The 16505-nt window shown below is 63.3% G+C and carries 16 protein-coding genes and 1 tRNA gene; 9 read left to right on the forward strand and 8 right to left on the reverse strand.

What is annotated here, in order from left to right:
* The first annotated feature begins 149 nt into the window (after positions 1-149).
* Positions 150-788 (forward strand): glutathione peroxidase, encoded by a 639-nt coding sequence (locus tag CLU90_RS19065; RefSeq protein ID WP_100429512.1) that lies wholly within the window; start codon positions 150-152, stop codon positions 786-788.
* A gap of 118 nt (positions 789-906) precedes the next feature.
* A complete protein-coding gene (locus CLU90_RS19070; protein ID WP_092713240.1) occupies positions 907-1266 on the forward strand; it encodes a DUF1428 domain-containing protein in 360 nt (119 codons plus the stop codon).
* Positions 1267-1350: 84 nt separating this feature from the next.
* Here the strand turns inward: CLU90_RS19070 and pabB are convergent, their stop codons facing one another.
* From pabB to CLU90_RS19085, 3 genes are all read right to left on the reverse strand, one after another.
* Positions 1351-3189, reverse strand: coding sequence for an aminodeoxychorismate synthase component I (gene pabB / locus CLU90_RS19075; protein ID WP_100428681.1), 1839 nt, complete (start codon positions 3187-3189; stop codon positions 1351-1353).
* 21 nt (positions 3190-3210) lie between these two features.
* The gene (slmA, locus tag CLU90_RS19080) at positions 3211-3786 is read right to left on the reverse strand and encodes a nucleoid occlusion factor SlmA (RefSeq protein ID WP_100428682.1); all 576 of its coding nucleotides are present in this window, start codon (positions 3784-3786) and stop codon (positions 3211-3213) included.
* Between the two features lie 102 nt (positions 3787-3888).
* Entirely contained in the window at positions 3889-4623 is a 735-nt protein-coding gene (locus CLU90_RS19085; protein ID WP_100428683.1) for a pyrimidine 5'-nucleotidase, read from the reverse strand.
* A 90-nt stretch (positions 4624-4713) separates the two neighbouring features.
* On the opposite strand from CLU90_RS19085, the gene CLU90_RS19090 reads away from it, so the two are divergent.
* On the forward strand, positions 4714-5583 hold the full coding sequence (locus tag CLU90_RS19090; RefSeq protein ID WP_232731259.1) for a TraB/GumN family protein: 870 nt from the start codon (positions 4714-4716) through the stop codon (positions 5581-5583).
* Positions 5584-5754: 171 nt separating this feature from the next.
* Here CLU90_RS19090 and CLU90_RS19095 read toward each other — a convergent pair.
* Positions 5755-5829, reverse strand: a tRNA-Thr gene (locus CLU90_RS19095).
* Positions 5830-5869: 40 nt separating this feature from the next.
* Positions 5870-6763 (reverse strand): acetylglutamate kinase, encoded by an 894-nt coding sequence (gene argB, locus CLU90_RS19100; protein ID WP_010393729.1) that lies wholly within the window; start codon positions 6761-6763, stop codon positions 5870-5872.
* Positions 6764-6994: 231 nt separating this feature from the next.
* On the opposite strand from argB, the gene CLU90_RS19105 reads away from it, so the two are divergent.
* The 3 genes from CLU90_RS19105 (at position 6995) to CLU90_RS19115 (ending at position 11524) form a co-directional block, all read left to right on the forward strand.
* Positions 6995-7198 carry a cysteine-rich CWC family protein gene (locus tag CLU90_RS19105; RefSeq protein ID WP_092713248.1) on the forward strand — a complete coding sequence of 68 codons (204 nt, stop codon included), beginning with the start codon at positions 6995-6997 and terminating at the stop codon, positions 7196-7198.
* A 95-nt stretch (positions 7199-7293) separates the two neighbouring features.
* Positions 7294-10341 (forward strand): response regulator, encoded by a 3048-nt coding sequence (locus tag CLU90_RS19110; protein WP_100428685.1) that lies wholly within the window; start codon positions 7294-7296, stop codon positions 10339-10341.
* 31 nt (positions 10342-10372) lie between these two features.
* On the forward strand, positions 10373-11524 hold the full coding sequence (locus tag CLU90_RS19115) for a response regulator (protein ID WP_092713252.1): 1152 nt from the start codon (positions 10373-10375) through the stop codon (positions 11522-11524).
* On the opposite strand, the gene CLU90_RS19120 is transcribed toward CLU90_RS19115, so the two are convergent.
* Together CLU90_RS19120 and CLU90_RS19125 are read right to left on the reverse strand one after the other, a co-directional pair.
* The gene (locus CLU90_RS19120) at positions 11517-12776 is read right to left on the reverse strand and encodes an extracellular catalytic domain type 1 short-chain-length polyhydroxyalkanoate depolymerase (protein WP_232731260.1); all 1260 of its coding nucleotides are present in this window, start codon (positions 12774-12776) and stop codon (positions 11517-11519) included. The two genes, CLU90_RS19115 and CLU90_RS19120, sit on opposite strands and share 8 nt — an antisense overlap.
* 54 nt (positions 12777-12830) lie before the next feature.
* Entirely contained in the window at positions 12831-13244 is a 414-nt protein-coding gene (locus tag CLU90_RS19125) for a CopG family transcriptional regulator (RefSeq protein ID WP_034752801.1), read from the reverse strand.
* 278 nt (positions 13245-13522) lie between these two features.
* On the opposite strand from CLU90_RS19125, the gene CLU90_RS19130 reads away from it, so the two are divergent.
* The 3 genes from CLU90_RS19130 (at position 13523) to CLU90_RS19140 (ending at position 15740) form a co-directional block, all read left to right on the forward strand.
* Positions 13523-13756, forward strand: coding sequence for a DUF1289 domain-containing protein (locus CLU90_RS19130; RefSeq protein WP_232731261.1), 234 nt, complete (start codon positions 13523-13525; stop codon positions 13754-13756).
* An 8-nt stretch (positions 13757-13764) separates the two neighbouring features.
* Positions 13765-14688, forward strand: coding sequence for an MBL fold metallo-hydrolase (locus tag CLU90_RS19135; RefSeq protein ID WP_100428687.1), 924 nt, complete (start codon positions 13765-13767; stop codon positions 14686-14688).
* Between the two features lie 98 nt (positions 14689-14786).
* A complete protein-coding gene (locus CLU90_RS19140; RefSeq protein WP_100428688.1) occupies positions 14787-15740 on the forward strand; it encodes an NAD(P)H-dependent flavin oxidoreductase in 954 nt (317 codons plus the stop codon).
* A gap of 144 nt (positions 15741-15884) precedes the next feature.
* On the opposite strand, the gene CLU90_RS19145 is transcribed toward CLU90_RS19140, so the two are convergent.
* The gene (locus CLU90_RS19145) at positions 15885-16466 is read right to left on the reverse strand and encodes a hypoxanthine-guanine phosphoribosyltransferase (protein ID WP_058049341.1); all 582 of its coding nucleotides are present in this window, start codon (positions 16464-16466) and stop codon (positions 15885-15887) included.
* Positions 16467-16505 lie beyond the last annotated feature (39 nt).

A 16505-nucleotide genomic window follows, 5' to 3' on the forward strand; every position in this document is an offset into this window, starting at 1 on the left:
AGGCCGAGCATAGGTAAAAAAACTGTGCGCTGGGCAAGTACTGCACCGTCGTTGATGTCGCTCAAGCAATTGTCATTGTTGTCCGTCTTGTACGCGCGCGCGGCGTTTGACATAGAATGGTTTTTTTCCGTTCAACCATGGTGCCCTTCATGTCCAAGACCCTTGCCCAGCTGTTTGCACTGACCACCCTTGCCGCCGGCGCCGGCCTGGCCATGCCGGCCCATGCGGCCGACGCTGCCCCTGCTGCTGCTGCTGCTGCTGCTGCTGCTGCCGCTGCCGCTGCCGCTGCCGCTGCCGCGCCAGCCGCTTGCCCCGCCATCCTCAAGCAGACCTTCAACCGCCTGCAGGATGAAGCGCCGCAAAACCTGTGCCAGTATGCGGGCAAGGTCGTGCTGGTGGTGAATACGGCCAGCTATTGCGGTTTTACCAATCAGTATGAAGGACTCGAGGCGCTGTACGCCAAGTACGGCAGCAAGGGCCTGGTGGTGCTGGGCTTCCCGTCGAACGATTTCGGCAAGCAGGAGCCCGGTAACAGCAAGGAAATCGCCGATTTCTGCTACAACACCTATGGCGTGAAGTTCCCCATGTTCTCCAAATCGGTCGTTTCCGGCCCTGCGCCGAATCCGCTGTACGTGGACCTGATCAAACAGACGGGCAAGACCCCGGCCTGGAATTTCCATAAATACCTGATCGACCGCCACGGCAAAGTGGTGGAAAGCTTCCCCAGCAAGGTGACGCCGGACGACAAGAAACTCGTTGGCGCGGTGGAAAAAGCGCTGGCGCTGTAAGGCGCGCAGAGACACAAGCAGGCTTGATCGCCTGCTTTTTTTTTAATGCCGCGCTTGTCGTCTTGCCATCATTGTCCTAAGCTGGTTGTTCGCGTTTGTCACAACAAAGGAGAACATCATGGCGTATGTCGATGGATTTGTCGTGCCCGTACCGAAAGCCAAGCTCGATGCCTACCTGGCCATGTCGCGCAGTTGCGGCGCCGTGTGGCGAGAGTACGGCGCGCTGGAATTTCGCGAATGCGTGGGCGACGATGTCAAGCCGGGCAAGCTGACTTCGTTCCCGCAAGCGGTGGACTTGCAGGATGGCGAAGTGGTGGTGTTTTCATGGATCGTGTATGAGTCGCGCGCCAAGCGCGATGAAATCAACGACAAGGTCATGAAAGACCCGCGCCTGGCCGAGATGATGGACCCGGCCAAGCTGCCGTTCGATGGCAAGCGGATGATCTATGGCGGCTATGAAATGCAGGTGGATATCTAGCGGCTGAAACAGTCCATGGCGGCGTTGCAGTGCCTCGTCGTGCGTTCGCACTGCCTTCGGCAATGCGCCTTGCCCTGAACGGTTTCAGGCGCTAGCGATAATCTGTGCCGGCATCGCCCCGCGCAGCGCATTGCACACGATGATCGCTTCGGCCCGCGCCAGCATGGCGCGCGTGATGACGGTTTCCTGCGCATTCCAGGCGGGATCGGCCAGCATGGCCGCGCGTTGCACGCCGGGTAGCAGGCCGCAGGACAGGGGCGGCGTATGCCAGCGGCCGTCCAGCTGCACGAAGACATTGCTGCGCCCGCCCTCCGTCAGCTCGCCCCGTTCGTTAAAGAACAGCATGTCGAAGCCGCCTTGTGCCTCGGCCGCGCGCCAGGCCGCGTCATAGCGCGCGCGCACGCTGCTCTTGTGGCGCAGGAACAGGTCGCCGGCAGTCGTTGTGTCGGGCGCCAGCATGACGTTGACCGTCTCCGGCAAGGCGGTGAGAACGCCGCTTTGCACCGTGAACCGGCCGTCGTGGCGCAGCGCCAGACGCAGTCGGAAAGGGACATCGTCGGGGCGCGCCGTGCAAGCCGCCTGCAGCGCGGCGCGGGCAGCGTCGGCATCCCAGCTAAAACCGAAGTAGGCGCAGGAGGCGGCCAGGCGCGCCAGGTGGCGCTCCTGCTGGCGGCAACCGTCGGCACGGCTCGCGTGCAGGGTTTCGAACAGTTCGAATTCATTCGTGAGGCCCGTGAGGAAGCGGGCCTTGAGCTGGCATTCCGCAAATTCTTCCTGCGGGTCGCTGTCGAGCACGATGCCGGCGCCCACGCCCATTTCGCCGCGCCGGATGCCGCCAGGGCCAGCCGGCTGCAAGGCCAGGGTGCGGATCGGCACGGACATGCAAAAGTCGCCGACGGCCTGACTGGAAGATGGCGGATCGAACCAGCCGATGGCGCCCGTGTAGATGCCGCGTGGCGCCGGTTCCAGTTCGGCGATGATTTCCATGGTGCGGCGTTTCGGTGCGCCCGTGATCGAGCCGCACGGATACAAGGCCGCGAAGATGTCGGCCAGGCTGGCGTCGTCGCGCAGGCGCGCCTGTACGGTGGACGTCATTTGCAGCACGCTGCTGTAGCGCGTCACCTCGAACAGTGCGGGCACCTTGACGGAACCCGTGGCGGCGATGCGGCCGATGTCGTTGCGCAGCAGGTCGACGATCATCAGGTTTTCCGCGCGGTTTTTTGGGTCGTTGGCCAGGGCGGTGGCGCGGCGCGCGTTTTCTGACGTTTGATCCGCAGGGGCGGCCGGCGCCGTGCCTTTCATGGGACGCGCCGTCAGCTCGCCTTGCGCATGGCGCACGAACAGCTCCGGCGACAGCGACAGCAGGGCGCCGCCATCGGGCAGCATCACCAGCGCACCATACGGCACGGGCTGGCGCGCGCGCAGCCGCGCATACAGGGCCAGGGGCGAGCCGAAGGCGTCGAAGCGCAAACGATACGTGTAGTTGACCTGGTAGGTGTCGCCGGCCACGATGTAGTCGTGGATGCGGTGCAGCGCGCGCGTAAATTCGGCCTGGTCGACATTGGCTTCGATGCCGGCCACGCCGGCAGGCGCGGCGTCCGTGTCGACGCGCGCGTCCAGCCACTGCGCCACCTCGTCCTGCGACAGCTGCGTGCAATGCTCGAAGACGAGCACCTGCGCCAGCGGCGGCGCGTCAGGCCTGGCCGCGCGCGGCGGCATGGCCAGCAAGTGGGCGCCCAGTTCGTAGCTGCACACGCTGACGGCGTGCTGGCCGCGCTGCAAGGCCTCTTGCAGCCCTTCCAGCAGGGCCGGCCACTGTTGCCCCTCGCTGCATCGCAAGACCGCCGCCAGGCCCGTGTACAGGCGCGAACCGGCGCCCGGGGTGCTGGCGTCGTCGAGCAGGGCGAAACAGTCGGTATGCATGGGGACAGCCGCGGCGGTGACTTACCCCAGCAGCATGGCGATTTGCAGCGCCGCTTCCTGGGATGGATTGATCTTGAAGCCGCTCTTGGCGTAGCGGTGCCAGCGCCCGATGACGAAGCTGACGATCAGGGTGGCGCGCGCCGCCACTTCGCTTTCCTTGCCATGGCCTTCGGCGGCGGCCACGCGCAAGGCCTGCTTGAGCGCCAGTTCCACGCGGTCGTAGAACTGGTTCATGCGCATTTGCAGGCGCTCGTCCTCATTGACCAGCGCGTCGCCGATCAGCACGCGCGTCATGCCAGGATTGCTGATGGCGAAATTGAGCAGCATGCCGATGATGTCGCGCGTCTGCGTCATGCCGTCGCTGTGTTTTTCCGCGATCTGGTTGATCAGGCCGAAGACGCTCGACTCGATGAATTCGATCAGCCCTTCGAACATTTGCGCCTTGCTGGCGAAATGGCGGTACAGGGCCGCTTCCGATACGGTCAGTCTGGCCGCCAGTGCGGCGGTGGTGATCTTTTCGCCTTTCGGCTGCTCCAGCATTGCGGCGAGGGCCTGAAGAATTTGTAGCCTGCGTTGGCCCGGCGGTGTGCTTGCCATATTTTCTCTTGTCGTTAAAAAAAATGCTGCCTTGATGGGGAGGTCCGTCACCGCCGCTAGCGGTGCGGCTTCCAGTGTCAACCGGAAGCCCAGGAATCCCCTTCAACGCAGACGGTGAAGGCGGCGTGCCAAATGCCGGACAGATTTTACTTTGACATCGACGTAAGCGGGGCGATTTAACGCCTTGGGCAACTTCGCCACGCCGATCGGATCGGCCATTTTCAGGTATTGCGTGATCCAGGCCGTGCGCAGACCCAGTTTTTTCGCACCCTTGAGGTTGGCCAGGGTGTCTTCCACCAGGATGCAGCGGCCGGGGCGAATCTGGTGCTTGCGCATCAGTTTGCGCAGCATCAGGGTCGAAGGCTTGGGCCGCAACTGGCGGTGCACGTGCATGGCCTCGATGGAGACGTGGTGTGAAAAATGCTGGCGCAAGCCCAGGTGGCGCATCACGTCGCTCGAATAGCGCAGCGGCGCGTTGGTGAGTAAAATTTTACGGCCAGGCAGGCGTTTGAGTAAAGCCCCCAGCCCCCGCTCGGCGCGTATCATGGCGCGCAAATCGTCGAAGGCATGCGTCTCGTGCAGAAAATGCGCGGCCTGCACCTGATGGTGCTTGACCATGCCCAGCAAGGTGGCGCCATAGCGGCGCCAGTAGGCCGCGCGCGCCGCATTGACGATGGCGTCGTCGGCCGGCGTCACGCCGTCGCCCAGTACGCGGGCAATATAGGTATTCATATTGGCCTTGATGGTGGGGAAGATGGCGTGCGAGGCATTGTGCAGCGTGTTGTCGAGGTCAAACAGCCAGACCGGCGACGAGCGGTTAAGATGGGACACAGGCACAGGAGTCTTTGCTAGCGAGAGAAGATGAACAATTCAACAATCAGGAAAACCATGCGACGCCAGATTATAGTGATGTTTTGCGGATTATTCTTGCTGCCGTTGCAGTCGGCCTTGGCGGAAGCGCCGGCCGTGGCGCAAAACCGGGGCGCGCTGTTCAAGGTGCAGGACGCCAGCCACACCCTGTATCTGTTCGGTACCATCCACGTCGGCGCACCCGACTTTTATCCGCTCGAGCCGACCGTGACGCGGGCATTGGACGGCGCTGGCGCGCTGGCGCTGGAGATCGATCCCGGCGCCGATCCGCGCAAGGCCGTCAGCGCCGTGCTGAAATACGGCATGGAGGCGCCGGGCAGCAAAGTGCCTGTCGACTGCCGCCAGACCCTGGCCCCGCGCCTGGCGCCGCTGTTGCAAAAATACGGCATCGCGCCCGAAGCGGTGGCGCCGATGAAGCCGTGGATGCTGGCCAGCGTGCTGGCCATCGGCGAATTTTCCACGCTTGGCTACCGCTCGGACCTGGCGGTGGACAATTACCTGTCGCAGCAAGCCAAGGCGCGCAAGATCCCCGTGGTGGAACTCGAGTCGATGGAAGGCCAGATGGCGCTGTTCGGCGCCATGTCGCCGGTCGACCAGTGCCGCTTCCTGGAAGACGGCGTTGCCTCGATCGAGGACCAGGAACAAAGCCAGGAAGCGCGCGAGATCGCCAACGCCTGGCGCAACGCCGACGCAGCCGCCTTCGACAAGCTGGCGGCGAAGGCGGCCACAGACCCCTCGTTCGCCGCGCAGTTCGTGCAAAAGGTGTTGCTGGACGGCCGCAACCCGGCCCTGGCCGACGGCATCGCCAAGTTGCTTGCGCGCGAAAAGTCCAGCCTGGCCGCCATCGGCGTGCTGCATCTGGTGGGCGACAAGAGCGTGCCGGATTTACTGCGTAAACGCGGATTGAAGGTCGAGCGGGTGTATTGAGTTTTGACGACAGAAGGCAGAAGAGATAGCGCTAGCTCAGCCGCGCAAGACACGCGGCAGAGCAGATGGAAAAGTGTTCAGGGCAAGACGGACTGACGAAGACAGTACGAATGTACGGCGAGGAAGGACAACGCCGCCATGGACAGTTTTTCAGCTGCGGGGAAAGGATACTGGTGCCCTTGACGTGGATCGAACACGTGGCCTCTCCCTTACCAAGGGAGTGCTCTACCACTGAGCTACAAGGGCATAAAAAATCGGCGCTGGGTGAATTGCGCCGAATTATTTTTTAGTGCGAACGGATCATAGTACCAAAAGCCTGCTCGGTCAACACTTCCAGCAATAATGAGTGTTCGATGCGGCCGTCGATGATGTGCACCGTGTTCACGCCGGACTTGGCGGCATCGAGCGCGGACGAGATCTTCGGCAGCATGCCGCCCGAGATCGTGCCATCGGCGAACATCTCGTCGATTTCACGCGCCGACAGGTCGGTCACTAGGTTGCCCTGCTTGTCCTGGACGCCGGCGATGTTGGTCATCATGATCAGCTTTTCCGCTTTCAGGATTTCCGCGATCTTGCCCGCCACGACGTCGGCGTTGATGTTGTAGGCCTGGCCGTCCTGGCCGAAACCGATCGGCGAGATGATGGGGATGAAGGCGTCGTCCTGCAGCGCCTTGACGACGGCCGGGTTGATCGCGTCGATCTCGCCGACGAAGCCGATGTCGAGGAATTCGCCCGGATGTTCGCGGTCCGGCATCTGCATCTTGCGCGCGCGGATCAAGCCGCCATCCTTGCCCGTCAGACCCACGGCCTGGCCGCCGTAATGGTTGATCAGCATGACGATATCCTGCTGCACTTCGCCGCCCAGCACCCACTCCACCACTTCCATGGTTTCTTCATCGGTGATGCGCATGCCTTGCACGAAGGTGCCTTGCTTGCCGATTTTTTTCAGCGCGTTGTCGATCTGCGGTCCGCCGCCGTGCACGACGACGGGGTTCATGCCGACCAGCTTGAGCAGGATGACGTCGCGCGCGAAGCCGTGCTTCAGGCGTTCGTCCGTCATGGCGTTGCCACCGTATTTGATGACGATGGTCTTGCCGTGGAAATTGCGGATGTAGGGGAGGGCCTCGGCCAGAATCTGCGCCTTGATTTGCGGCGACACCGCCGTCAAGTCGTCATTCATGTCCAGGTTCAAGTTAGCTAGTTGATTCATGGCGAGTCCGGAAAATAGATTTGTGCGATTTTACAGGGAAGAAGAAAATCTTGGAGGCATTATAGGGCGATCTTGTTGTATTTTCCCTGATGATCCTATAGTCTGGCCCGATATGTCCCCCAGCCAGCCCTTTTACTGCCCGTTACATCTGCGTCGCCTCCCGGCGCGGCATGACACACACTTGCCAATTCAAACACAGCCATGAGCCAGTGCAGCCTGTGCGGCGCCACCTTCCAGTGCGGCCAGCTTGACCCGGACGCCAACGAACCGTGCTGGTGCCTGGCCCTGCCGCCCGCCGTTCCCTTGCCCGGCGGCGCTGCCGCGGGCTGCTGGTGCCCCGCCTGCCTGCAAACGCATATCGCTACCTTGACGCCGCCTGCAAAAGTCCCGACAGCAGCCAAATAAGCGCATCGGCACGCTTTTTCCTTTGCAAAAGACCTTGCATTTTGTAGGGGAATACGGTCAGACTTCGACTTTCAAGAATTTCTTATAGGAAAGTTATGCGCTTCAGGGATATCAGTATCGGCGTGCGCATCAATGCCGGTTATGCCATGTTGATCGTGCTGATGCTGGTCGTCATCGTGCTGTCCGGCAGCCGCATCTATGCCATCCGTGCCGAGACCGACGATATCCTGCAGCGCGACTGGGTCGCCGCCAAGGCCACCAGCAAGATCCACGGGCTGGCGCGCGAGGCGGCCACGCGCATCGGCAACCTGCCGAACCAGCACGAGCTGGCGCTACGCCAGGCGAACCAGGCGCGCCTGGAAGCGATCAAGCAAGGCATCGATGAGCAGGTGCGCATCCTCGACGGTCTCGATGCGCGGCCCGAGGAGCGGCGCCTGCTGGAACAGATGCACCTGGCACGCGCCGATTACTATGTGTCGCTCAAGGCGATGTTCGAACTGGTCGAACACGGCGAGCATGCCCGCGCCGAGCAGGCCATGCAGACGCAGACCTTGCCGGTGCTGGAAAAAGTGCTGCTGTACGTGGGCCAGCTCGATGACCTGCAGCAGCGGCAGATCCGCGACAGCGCGGCCAGGATACGCAACGACATCGATACCTCGCTGCTGCTGATGGGCGGCATCGGCCTGGCGGCCTTGCTGACAGGTCTCGCCTTTGCGTGGTCGGCGCGCTCGATCACGCGGCCGCTGGGCGAGGCGGTGGCGATCGCCACGCGCGTGGCCAATGGCGACCTCAGTTCCGTCATCGAAGTGACGTCGCGCGACGAGACGGGCGAACTGCTGCAGGCGCTCAAGGACATGAGCACCAGCCTGGCCGTCGAGCAGGACCTGCGCCACGCCGTCGAAGTGGCAGAAGATGCGACCAAGATGAAGTCGGACTTCCTGGCCAATATGTCGCACGAGATCCGTACGCCGATGAACGGCATCATCGGCATGACCCACCTGGCGCTGCAGACGGAACTGACGTCGACCCAGCGCAACTACCTGGAAAAGGTGGAATCGGCGTCGAAGAACCTGCTGGCCATCATCGACGACATCCTCGATTTCTCGAAGATCGAGGCGGGCAAGATGGCTTTTGAAAAAGTCGATTTCTTCCTCGAGGACGTGCTGGCGCAGATCGCCGACCTGTCCGTGATGCGGGCGCAGGACAAGGGACTCGAACTGCTGTTCGACGTCGCCCCCGACGTGCCGAACGCCCTGCAGGGCGATCCGCTGCGCCTGGGCCAGGTGCTGATCAACCTGACCAACAACGCCATCAAATTTACGGACAAGGGCGAGATCGTCGTTACCATCCGCCTGCAGCAGCTGGAGGAGCATGCGGCCGTCTTGCGCGTGGACGTGCGCGACACGGGCATCGGCCTCACGCCGCCCCAGCGCAGCAAATTGTTCCAGGCCTTTACCCAGGCCGACACGTCCACCACGCGCCACCATGGCGGCACGGGCCTGGGACTGACCATCAGCAAGCGGCTGGTGGAAATGATGGAAGGCGAGATCGACCTGGTCAGCGAAGCGGGCGTGGGCAGCACCTTTTTCTTCACGGCCCGCTTTGGCCTGGCCGCCGTGCCGCGCGATACTTTGCTATTGCCACAGCAATTCCATGGCCTGCGCGTGCTGGTGGTCGACGACAACCCCAGCGCGCGTGAAATCTTCGTCAGCATGCTCACGGCGCTGGGCTTCGAGGCGCGTGCCGTGTTCGGCGGCGTGCAGGCCATCGGCGCCGTGGCGCAGGCGCGCGCCGAGGGGCGGCCGTACGGGCTGGTGCTGATGGACTGGAAAATGCCGGGCATGAACGGCCTCGATACCCTGGCCGGCATCCGCGCCGATGCCGCCGGCATCGATGCGACGCCGGCCTGCATCATGGTCACGGCCTTCCATCGCGAAGCGCTGCTGGAGGCGGCGCGCCAGCGCGACTTGCCGCTCGACGGCGTATTGAACAAGCCGATCAGCGCCTCGACCCTGCTCGACCAGATTGCGTTCGTGTTTGGCGGCGTGACGGGGCAGAGCCGCAAGACGCAGCGCCAGAGCAGCTACCGCGACGACGAGCGCGCCTTGCGCGGCGCCTGGCTGCTGCTGGTCGAGGACAATGAAGTCAACCAGGAAGTGGCGCAGCATATCCTCAACGACGCCGGCATCCGCGTCGACATCGCGGGCAATGGCGCCATCGCGCTGGCGAAGATCGCGGAAAACGCCTATGACGGCGTGCTGATGGATTGCCAGATGCCGGTGATGGATGGCTACCAGGCGACGCGCAAGCTGCGCCAGGATCCCCGTTATTCGAACTTGCCCGTGATCGCCATGACGGCCAACGCCATGGTGGGCGACAAGGAAAAATGCCTGGACGCCGGCATGAACGATTTCATCGCCAAGCCGATCGACGTGGCGCAGCTGTTCGGCACCCTGGCGCGCTGGATCGCGCCGGCCACGCCGCAGGAAATGGCGGCGGTGGTGGCGCAGCCGGAAGCGGAGCTGCCCGTGATCGCCGGCCTGAAAATGGCGGAGGCCATGCGCCGCGTGGGCGGCAATGCCGCTTTGATGCGAAAATTGCTGGACCGCTTCGTGGAAACCCAGTTCGACGCCATGCAGCGCATCGTTGCCGCCATCGAGAACAACCAGCTGGAAACGGCGATCCGCGAAGCGCATACCCTGAAAGGCCTGGCCGGCAATATCGGCGCCGGCGGCCTGGCCGACAGCGCCGCGCGGGTCGAGCACTTGCTCAGCCTGGGCTCGCACGACGGCTTGCCGCAGGCGCTGGCCGCCTGCACCCTGGCGCTCGACGAGCTGGTGCCGAAGATCGTGCTGGCCATGCAGTCGCGCGGCCATGCGGCCGAGGCGGGCGGCGCGGCGCTGGCGCACGTGGCGCCGGTGGACCGGGCGCGCCTGGAAGCGGGCTTGCGCGAACTGTCGCAGCTGCTGCAGCAGGACGATGCGCAGGCCGTCAGGCACCTCGACGGCATCGGCCCCGTGCTGGTCGCGGCGGGGCAGGCGGAACATGCGCGCCAGTTGAAGCGCATGCTGGGACAATACGATTTCGAAGGTGCGCTGGCGCAGCTGGGCGAAGTGGCCGATGCGCTGGAGCTGACACTGTGAGAAGGATAATGATGCAGAACGAAGGACGGGCATGAGAGCGCCGGCAAGCAAGCCAACCATCCTGGTGGTCGACGACACGCCAGACAATATCGACCTGCTGCGCGCGGTGCTGGAAGACGATTACCGCACCAAGATCGCCGTCAATGGCGAGCGCGCCCTGAAGATCGCCGCCGGCAGCGACCAGCCCGATCTGATCCTGCTCGACATCATGATGCCGGGCATGAGCGGCTACGACGTGTGCCGCGCGCTGAAGGCCGATCCCGCCACGGCCGGCATCCCCGTGATTTTCGTCACCGCCATGAGCGAAGTGGCGGACGAGCAGCTGGGCCTGGCCCTGGGCGCCGTCGACTACATCACCAAGCCGATCTCGGCGCCCATCGTGCTGGCGCGCATCAGGACGCAGCTGGCGATGAAGCAGATGCAGGATTTCCTGCGCGACCAGAACCAGTACCTGGAAACGGAAGTGGAGCGCCGCGTGCAGGAAGTGGCGGCGCTGCAGGACGTCACCATCCACGCCATGGCCTCGCTGGCCGAGACGCGCGACAGCGAGACGGGCAACCATATCCGCCGCACCTCGCACTACCTGAAGGCGCTGGCCGAGAAGGTGCGCGACTTGCCGCGTTTCCGCGATTTTTTGACGGACAAGAATATCGAACTGCTGTTCAAGACGGCGCCGCTGCACGACATCGGCAAGGTGGGCATCCCCGACCATATCCTGCTCAAGCCGGGACGTTTCGAGCCGCACGAAATGGCCATCATGAAGACGCACACTACCCTGGGGCGCGACGCCATCCTGGCGGCCGAGCACGAGCTGGGCATCGAAGTCGATTTCCTCAAATACGCGAAAGAGATCGCCTACAGCCACCACGAGAAATGGGATGGCAGCGGCTACCCGCAAGGCCTGGCCGGCGAAGACATCCCGATTTCGGCCCGCCTGATGGCGCTGGCCGACGTGTACGATGCCCTGATCAGCCGGCGCATCTACAAGCAGGGCATGGACCATGCGCAAGCCGTGCGGATCATCGTCGAGGGACGCGGCTCGCACTTCGACGCCGAGATCGTCGATGCCTTTTTGCAGATACAGGACCAGTTCATCGCCATCTCCCACCGCTATGCGGACGGCGTGTGCGAGATCGCCGACAAGCAGCGGCAAATCGCGCCCTACACCGACAACGTCAGCTGACGGTCTTGAAGAAGCGCAGCATCTCGCGGCTGGCGTCCGGGCCTTTTCCATCCGTATAGCTGCCGCTGTCGCTGCCGCCGGACCACGCGTGGCCCGCGCCGTGGATGACCCAGTACTCTCCGAGCGGCGAGCCGTCGGCCTGGCTGTGCGTGGTGCGCGTGTAGCGGTGGCCATTGGGCACGCTGCCGTCGATGGATGCGGCTTTGGCCGCCTTGCCGCCCGCCTGGCTGCGCACGCCCTGGGCGATCAGTTCATCGCCATTGCGCAGGTTGACGGTGGTGTCGCGGTCGCCGTGGAAAACGATGATGGGCACGCCGCCGGCCGGCGCCTTGCGCTGGGCATTGGGCATGGCGCCGCCCTTCATGGCCGCCAGCGCGGACGGCAAGTCCTGCGCCGAGGCGAAAGGCAAGCCCGAATGCACGCCGACGGCGGCAAACAAATCCGGGTACAAGGTGCCGACGATGACGGCCATGGCGCCGCCCGCCGACAGGCCGGCGACGAACACTTCGCGTTCATTCACAGGATATTCGTCGATCACTTGCTGGGCGATGCCGGCGATCAGCGAAGGTTCGCCCTGGTCGCGTTGCTGGTCGATGGCATTGAACCAGTTCCAGCAGCGCGAACTGTTGGCGCCCTGCGTCTGCGCCGGGTAGACGACAAAACATTCCTTTTCTTCGGCCAGCGCATTCATCTGCGTGCCGGCCGCGAAATCGTCGGGATTTTGCGTACAGCCGTGCAGCATCACGATCAGCGGCATGGCCTGGCCGTGGTAGCTGCTGGGGATGTACAACTTGTACGAACGCGTGCCCGCATGGTTGCGGTACACGCCGTCGATGAATTGGGCACCGGCCGGCACATCGACCGGCGTGGCGGCCGGCGCGTTGAAACCGGGCGGGTGGAAATTCGGCAGCTCGAAGCTGGGCATGTCGAAGCTGTGCTGGCCCAGGCCGGCCGGCACGCCCAGGCGCGCCATGAAATCCTGCGCGAAGTCCTGCGCCGCCTGTGCGGGCGTGGGCGGTACCGATGCCGCTTCCGGCTGCTCGGCTCGGGCTTGCGCAGGTGGCGGCGCAGGTGGCGGATTAATGTCGCGCATCGGCTGCGGTGGCGGCGTTTGCGTGGCGGCCGCTTGCGGCGCCAGGCCGGCGGCGGACAGCGCCTGCTGGATCGCTTCGGTGGCGGCGGCGGGACCGCTGCCCATCAGGTTGCGGGTTGCGGCGCGCATCTGCGCCAGCATGTTGAGAGGTAGTTTCATGACCATCCTTAACGGTGCAGCGTATCGGCCGGGTCATCGCCGCGAACCAATACGCTAGTGAATTCGCCCTGCGAGCGCCGTCTTGACGACGGTGCTGGCGTGCAGGGCACCTAATACGAAGATCGACTCGATGGTGGCCAGTGCCAGTTCCACGGAGACGTCGCTGGCGATGCTGGCCAGTCCCAGCACCTGTATCTGCAGGCGCTGGCCGGCTGCCTGGATCGCTTCCAGATCGGCGCGCGAGTAATGCTGCATGCCCAATACCAGGCTTTTGCGGGCGACGGTTTGTTTCACCACGTCGGCGTGGGTACCCAGCTGGTTGCGTATGGCCGTACGGATCAGATCCGTGCGGTTGGAATAAAATCCCTCCTGGACCAGCAGATCGATCTGCCCCAGGTCGATCAAGCCGAGGTTGATCGTGATTTTCTCGGATTCCCCAATTTTGGGCTTGCTGTCTTGCTTGGCCATAAGTCTCCAGAACTCCATGTGGCATCCATTTGCCATCTGTATGGATGGTAGTATAGTTGTGTAGTATCTCAAGTCAAGCAGGATCTGGCCTGATCCGGCTGTAGGACGGCCACCCGCAGAGTGAAAACCGGGCATAAAATAAATATGCGACAGATAACTCTTTGACCATGTTTCGCGCTAAAAAATGTAGCGATAGAAACATTGCATGGCCATGCCATCGCCTCGCCGGCGCCGTTTCGCGGCATAATGAAAGCCTTCACGTTTACCGATGCCGCTCCATGATGGTCGCTCCCCCACCTCCGCCAGCCGTTCCGCTTCCCTTGCCGTCGCCGGTACCGTCGCCCTGCGTCAGCCTGTGCAAGATGAACCGCAATAGCGGCTTGTGCGAAGGCTGCTTGCGCACGCTCGACGAGATCATCGCCTGGAGCAAGGCCGACGACGATTTCAAGCGCGCCGTGTGGGCCGAATTGCCAGGACGCGAATCCCTGCTCGACTTCGAGCCCGACTACTGAGGAAGCCCATGCCGCGATCGCCAGCGCTGTTCCCCGATGCCATGCAGGTGTTCGAACGCGGCTGGCTGTCGTCGAATAACATCCTGTTCCAGAGCCGGGACGAGACGGCGCTGATCGACAGCGGCTATGTCACGCACGCGCCGCAAACCCTGGCCCTGCTGCGCCATAGCCTGGCCGGGCGTCCCCTGGACCGTCTGTTCAATACGCACCTGCATTCCGACCATTGCGGCGGCAACGCGCTGCTGCAAGAGGAATACGGCTGCCATACGGCCATTCCCGTGTCGGAAGCGGACAAGGTGCGCGCGTGGGATGTCGACGCCCTGAGTTTTCAGGCCACGGGCCAGCAATGCCCGCGCTTCGGTTTTGACGCCACCGTCTCGCCAGGCGACACGTTGACCTTGGCCGGCATGGGCTGGCAAGCGCTGGGCGCACCGGGCCACGATCCGCACTCCTTGATTTTTTACTGCGCCGGCGAGGGCATCCTGATCTCCGCCGACGCCCTGTGGGAAAACGGCTTTGGCGTGATCTTCCCCGAACTCGATGGCGGCTCCGGTTTTGCCGAGGCGCGCGCCACCCTGGACCTGATCGCCGGCCTGGACGTGCGCGTGGTGATCCCCGGCCACGGGCGGCCATTCACGGATGCCGCCGGCGCCCTGCAGCGCGCCTATTCTCGCCTCGATTACCTGTCGTCCGACCCCGTGCGCAATGCGCAGAACGCCGTGAAAGTGCTGCTGAAATTCCTGCTGCTGGAACGCCAGCGCATCGCCCTCGCCGACATACCGGCCCTGCTGCGCGGCATGCCCGTCTTTGAAGAGGCGAACCGGCGCTTTCTACGCCAGGAAGCGGCCGCGCTGGCCGAGTGGGCCGTTTCCCAGTTGATGCGGGCCACGGCGGCACGGGTTGAGGGTGAGTACTTGCTTAACGAGGCTTGAAACGCCGGCGCGATAAATTCAGCACGATCGTACTTTTTCTGAACTATAATCAAGCTCAGTGTGGTTCTCATCCCGATCAACTTTCCAGCGAGTCCGCCATGGCATTGCCTGTTGCGTTGCAAAACCTCTCCTTACCCGTTATCGCTTCGCCGATGTTCATCGCCAGCGGCCCGGCCCTCGTCGCGGCGCAGTGCAAGGCCGGCATCGTCGGTTCCTTCCCGGCCCTGAACGCGCGTCCCGCCGAATTGCTCGACACTTGGCTCACGGAGCTGCAGGCCGAACTGGCCGCCTTCCAGGCCGCCAATCCGGACAAGAAAGTGGGACCGATCGCCGTCAACCAGATCGTGCACCAGTCGAACGACCGCCTCGCGCACGACGTGGAAGTGTGCGTGAAACACCAGATCCCCATCATTATTTCCTCGCTGCGCGCGCCGCCCAAGGAAATGCTCGATGCCATCCATGGCTATGGCGGTATCGTGCTGCATGACGTGATCTCGATCCGCCACGCGAAAAAGGCGCTGGAAGCCGGTGTCGATGGCTTGATCCTGGTGGCCAGTGGCGCCGGCGGCCACGCGGGCACCCTGTCGCCGTTCGCCCTGGTGGGCGAGGTGCGCAAATTCTTCGACGGCCCGCTGGCGCTGTCGGGCTCCATCGCCACGGGCGACGCCGTGCTGGCCGCGCAAGCGATGGGCGCCGACTTTGCCTATATCGGCTCGCGCTGGCTGGCGACCAAGGAATCGAACGTCAGCGACGGCTACCGCGACGCCATCGTCGATTCCAGCGCGGCCGACATCGTCTACACGAACCTGTTTACTGGCGTGCACGGCAATTACCTGAAAAAATCGATTGTAGCGGCGGGACTCGATCCGGAAGCCTTGCCCGAAGCGGACAAGAGCGCGATGAATTTCGGCTCCGGCAGCGCCAAGGCCTGGCGCGACATCTGGGGCGCGGGCCAGGGTGTGGGCTTGATGGACGACGTGCCGAGCGTGGAAGAAATGGTGGCGCGCCTGAAAGCCGAATACGATGCGGCGCGCGCGCGGTTGAAGCTGTAATCGTTGTTGCGATGGTGGTGGTGTCGGATTACGCGGCGTGCCGCCGCTAATCCGACCTACGACCTATGATGACGGTGTCGGATTACGCCACCGGGCACTGGTAGGTCGGATTAGCGCGCAGCGCGTAATCCGACAACACCACAATCACTCCTGCTTCAAATCTTCAGGCTTGATGGCCCACAGCCCCGGCAGGTTTCGCCAGTAGCCATACGCATCCATGCCGAAGCCGACGACGAAGCGGTTCGGGATCACCAGGCCGACGATGTCGGCTTGTACGGGCTTCTTCTTGCCGATGGCCTTGTCGGCGAACACGGCCAGGATGACTTCCGAAGCGCCCATGTCCAGCAAGCGCTGCTTGACGTGCGCCAGGGTTTCGCCTTCGTCGAGAATATCGTCGAGCACGATGACGGTGCGGCCCGCCACGTTCGAGCGGGGGATGACTTTCCACACCACTTCGCCACCCTTGTCGTCGTCGCCGTAGCGGCTCACGTGGATGTAGTCGAATTCGAGCGGGAAGCTCAGTTGCGGCAGCAGGCTGCCCGTAAATACGACGGCGCCGCCCATCACGCCCAGCACCAGCGGGAATTCTTTCGAATCCTCGGCGTTGAAGCGCGTGTTGAGCACATCGGCCATGCGCGTGATCGACGCCTGCACGGCGTCTTGGTCGAACAGCAGTTCCGCGTTCTTGATCAGGTCACGGGCACGATTGTGATGAAATTCTTGCATGGACTCTTGCATGGCGATGAATGGGGCTGATGATGAATG

Origin of the sequence: Janthinobacterium sp. 67 (assembly GCF_002797895.1) — a bacterium.
Classification (GTDB): domain Bacteria; phylum Pseudomonadota; class Gammaproteobacteria; order Burkholderiales; family Burkholderiaceae_D; genus Janthinobacterium.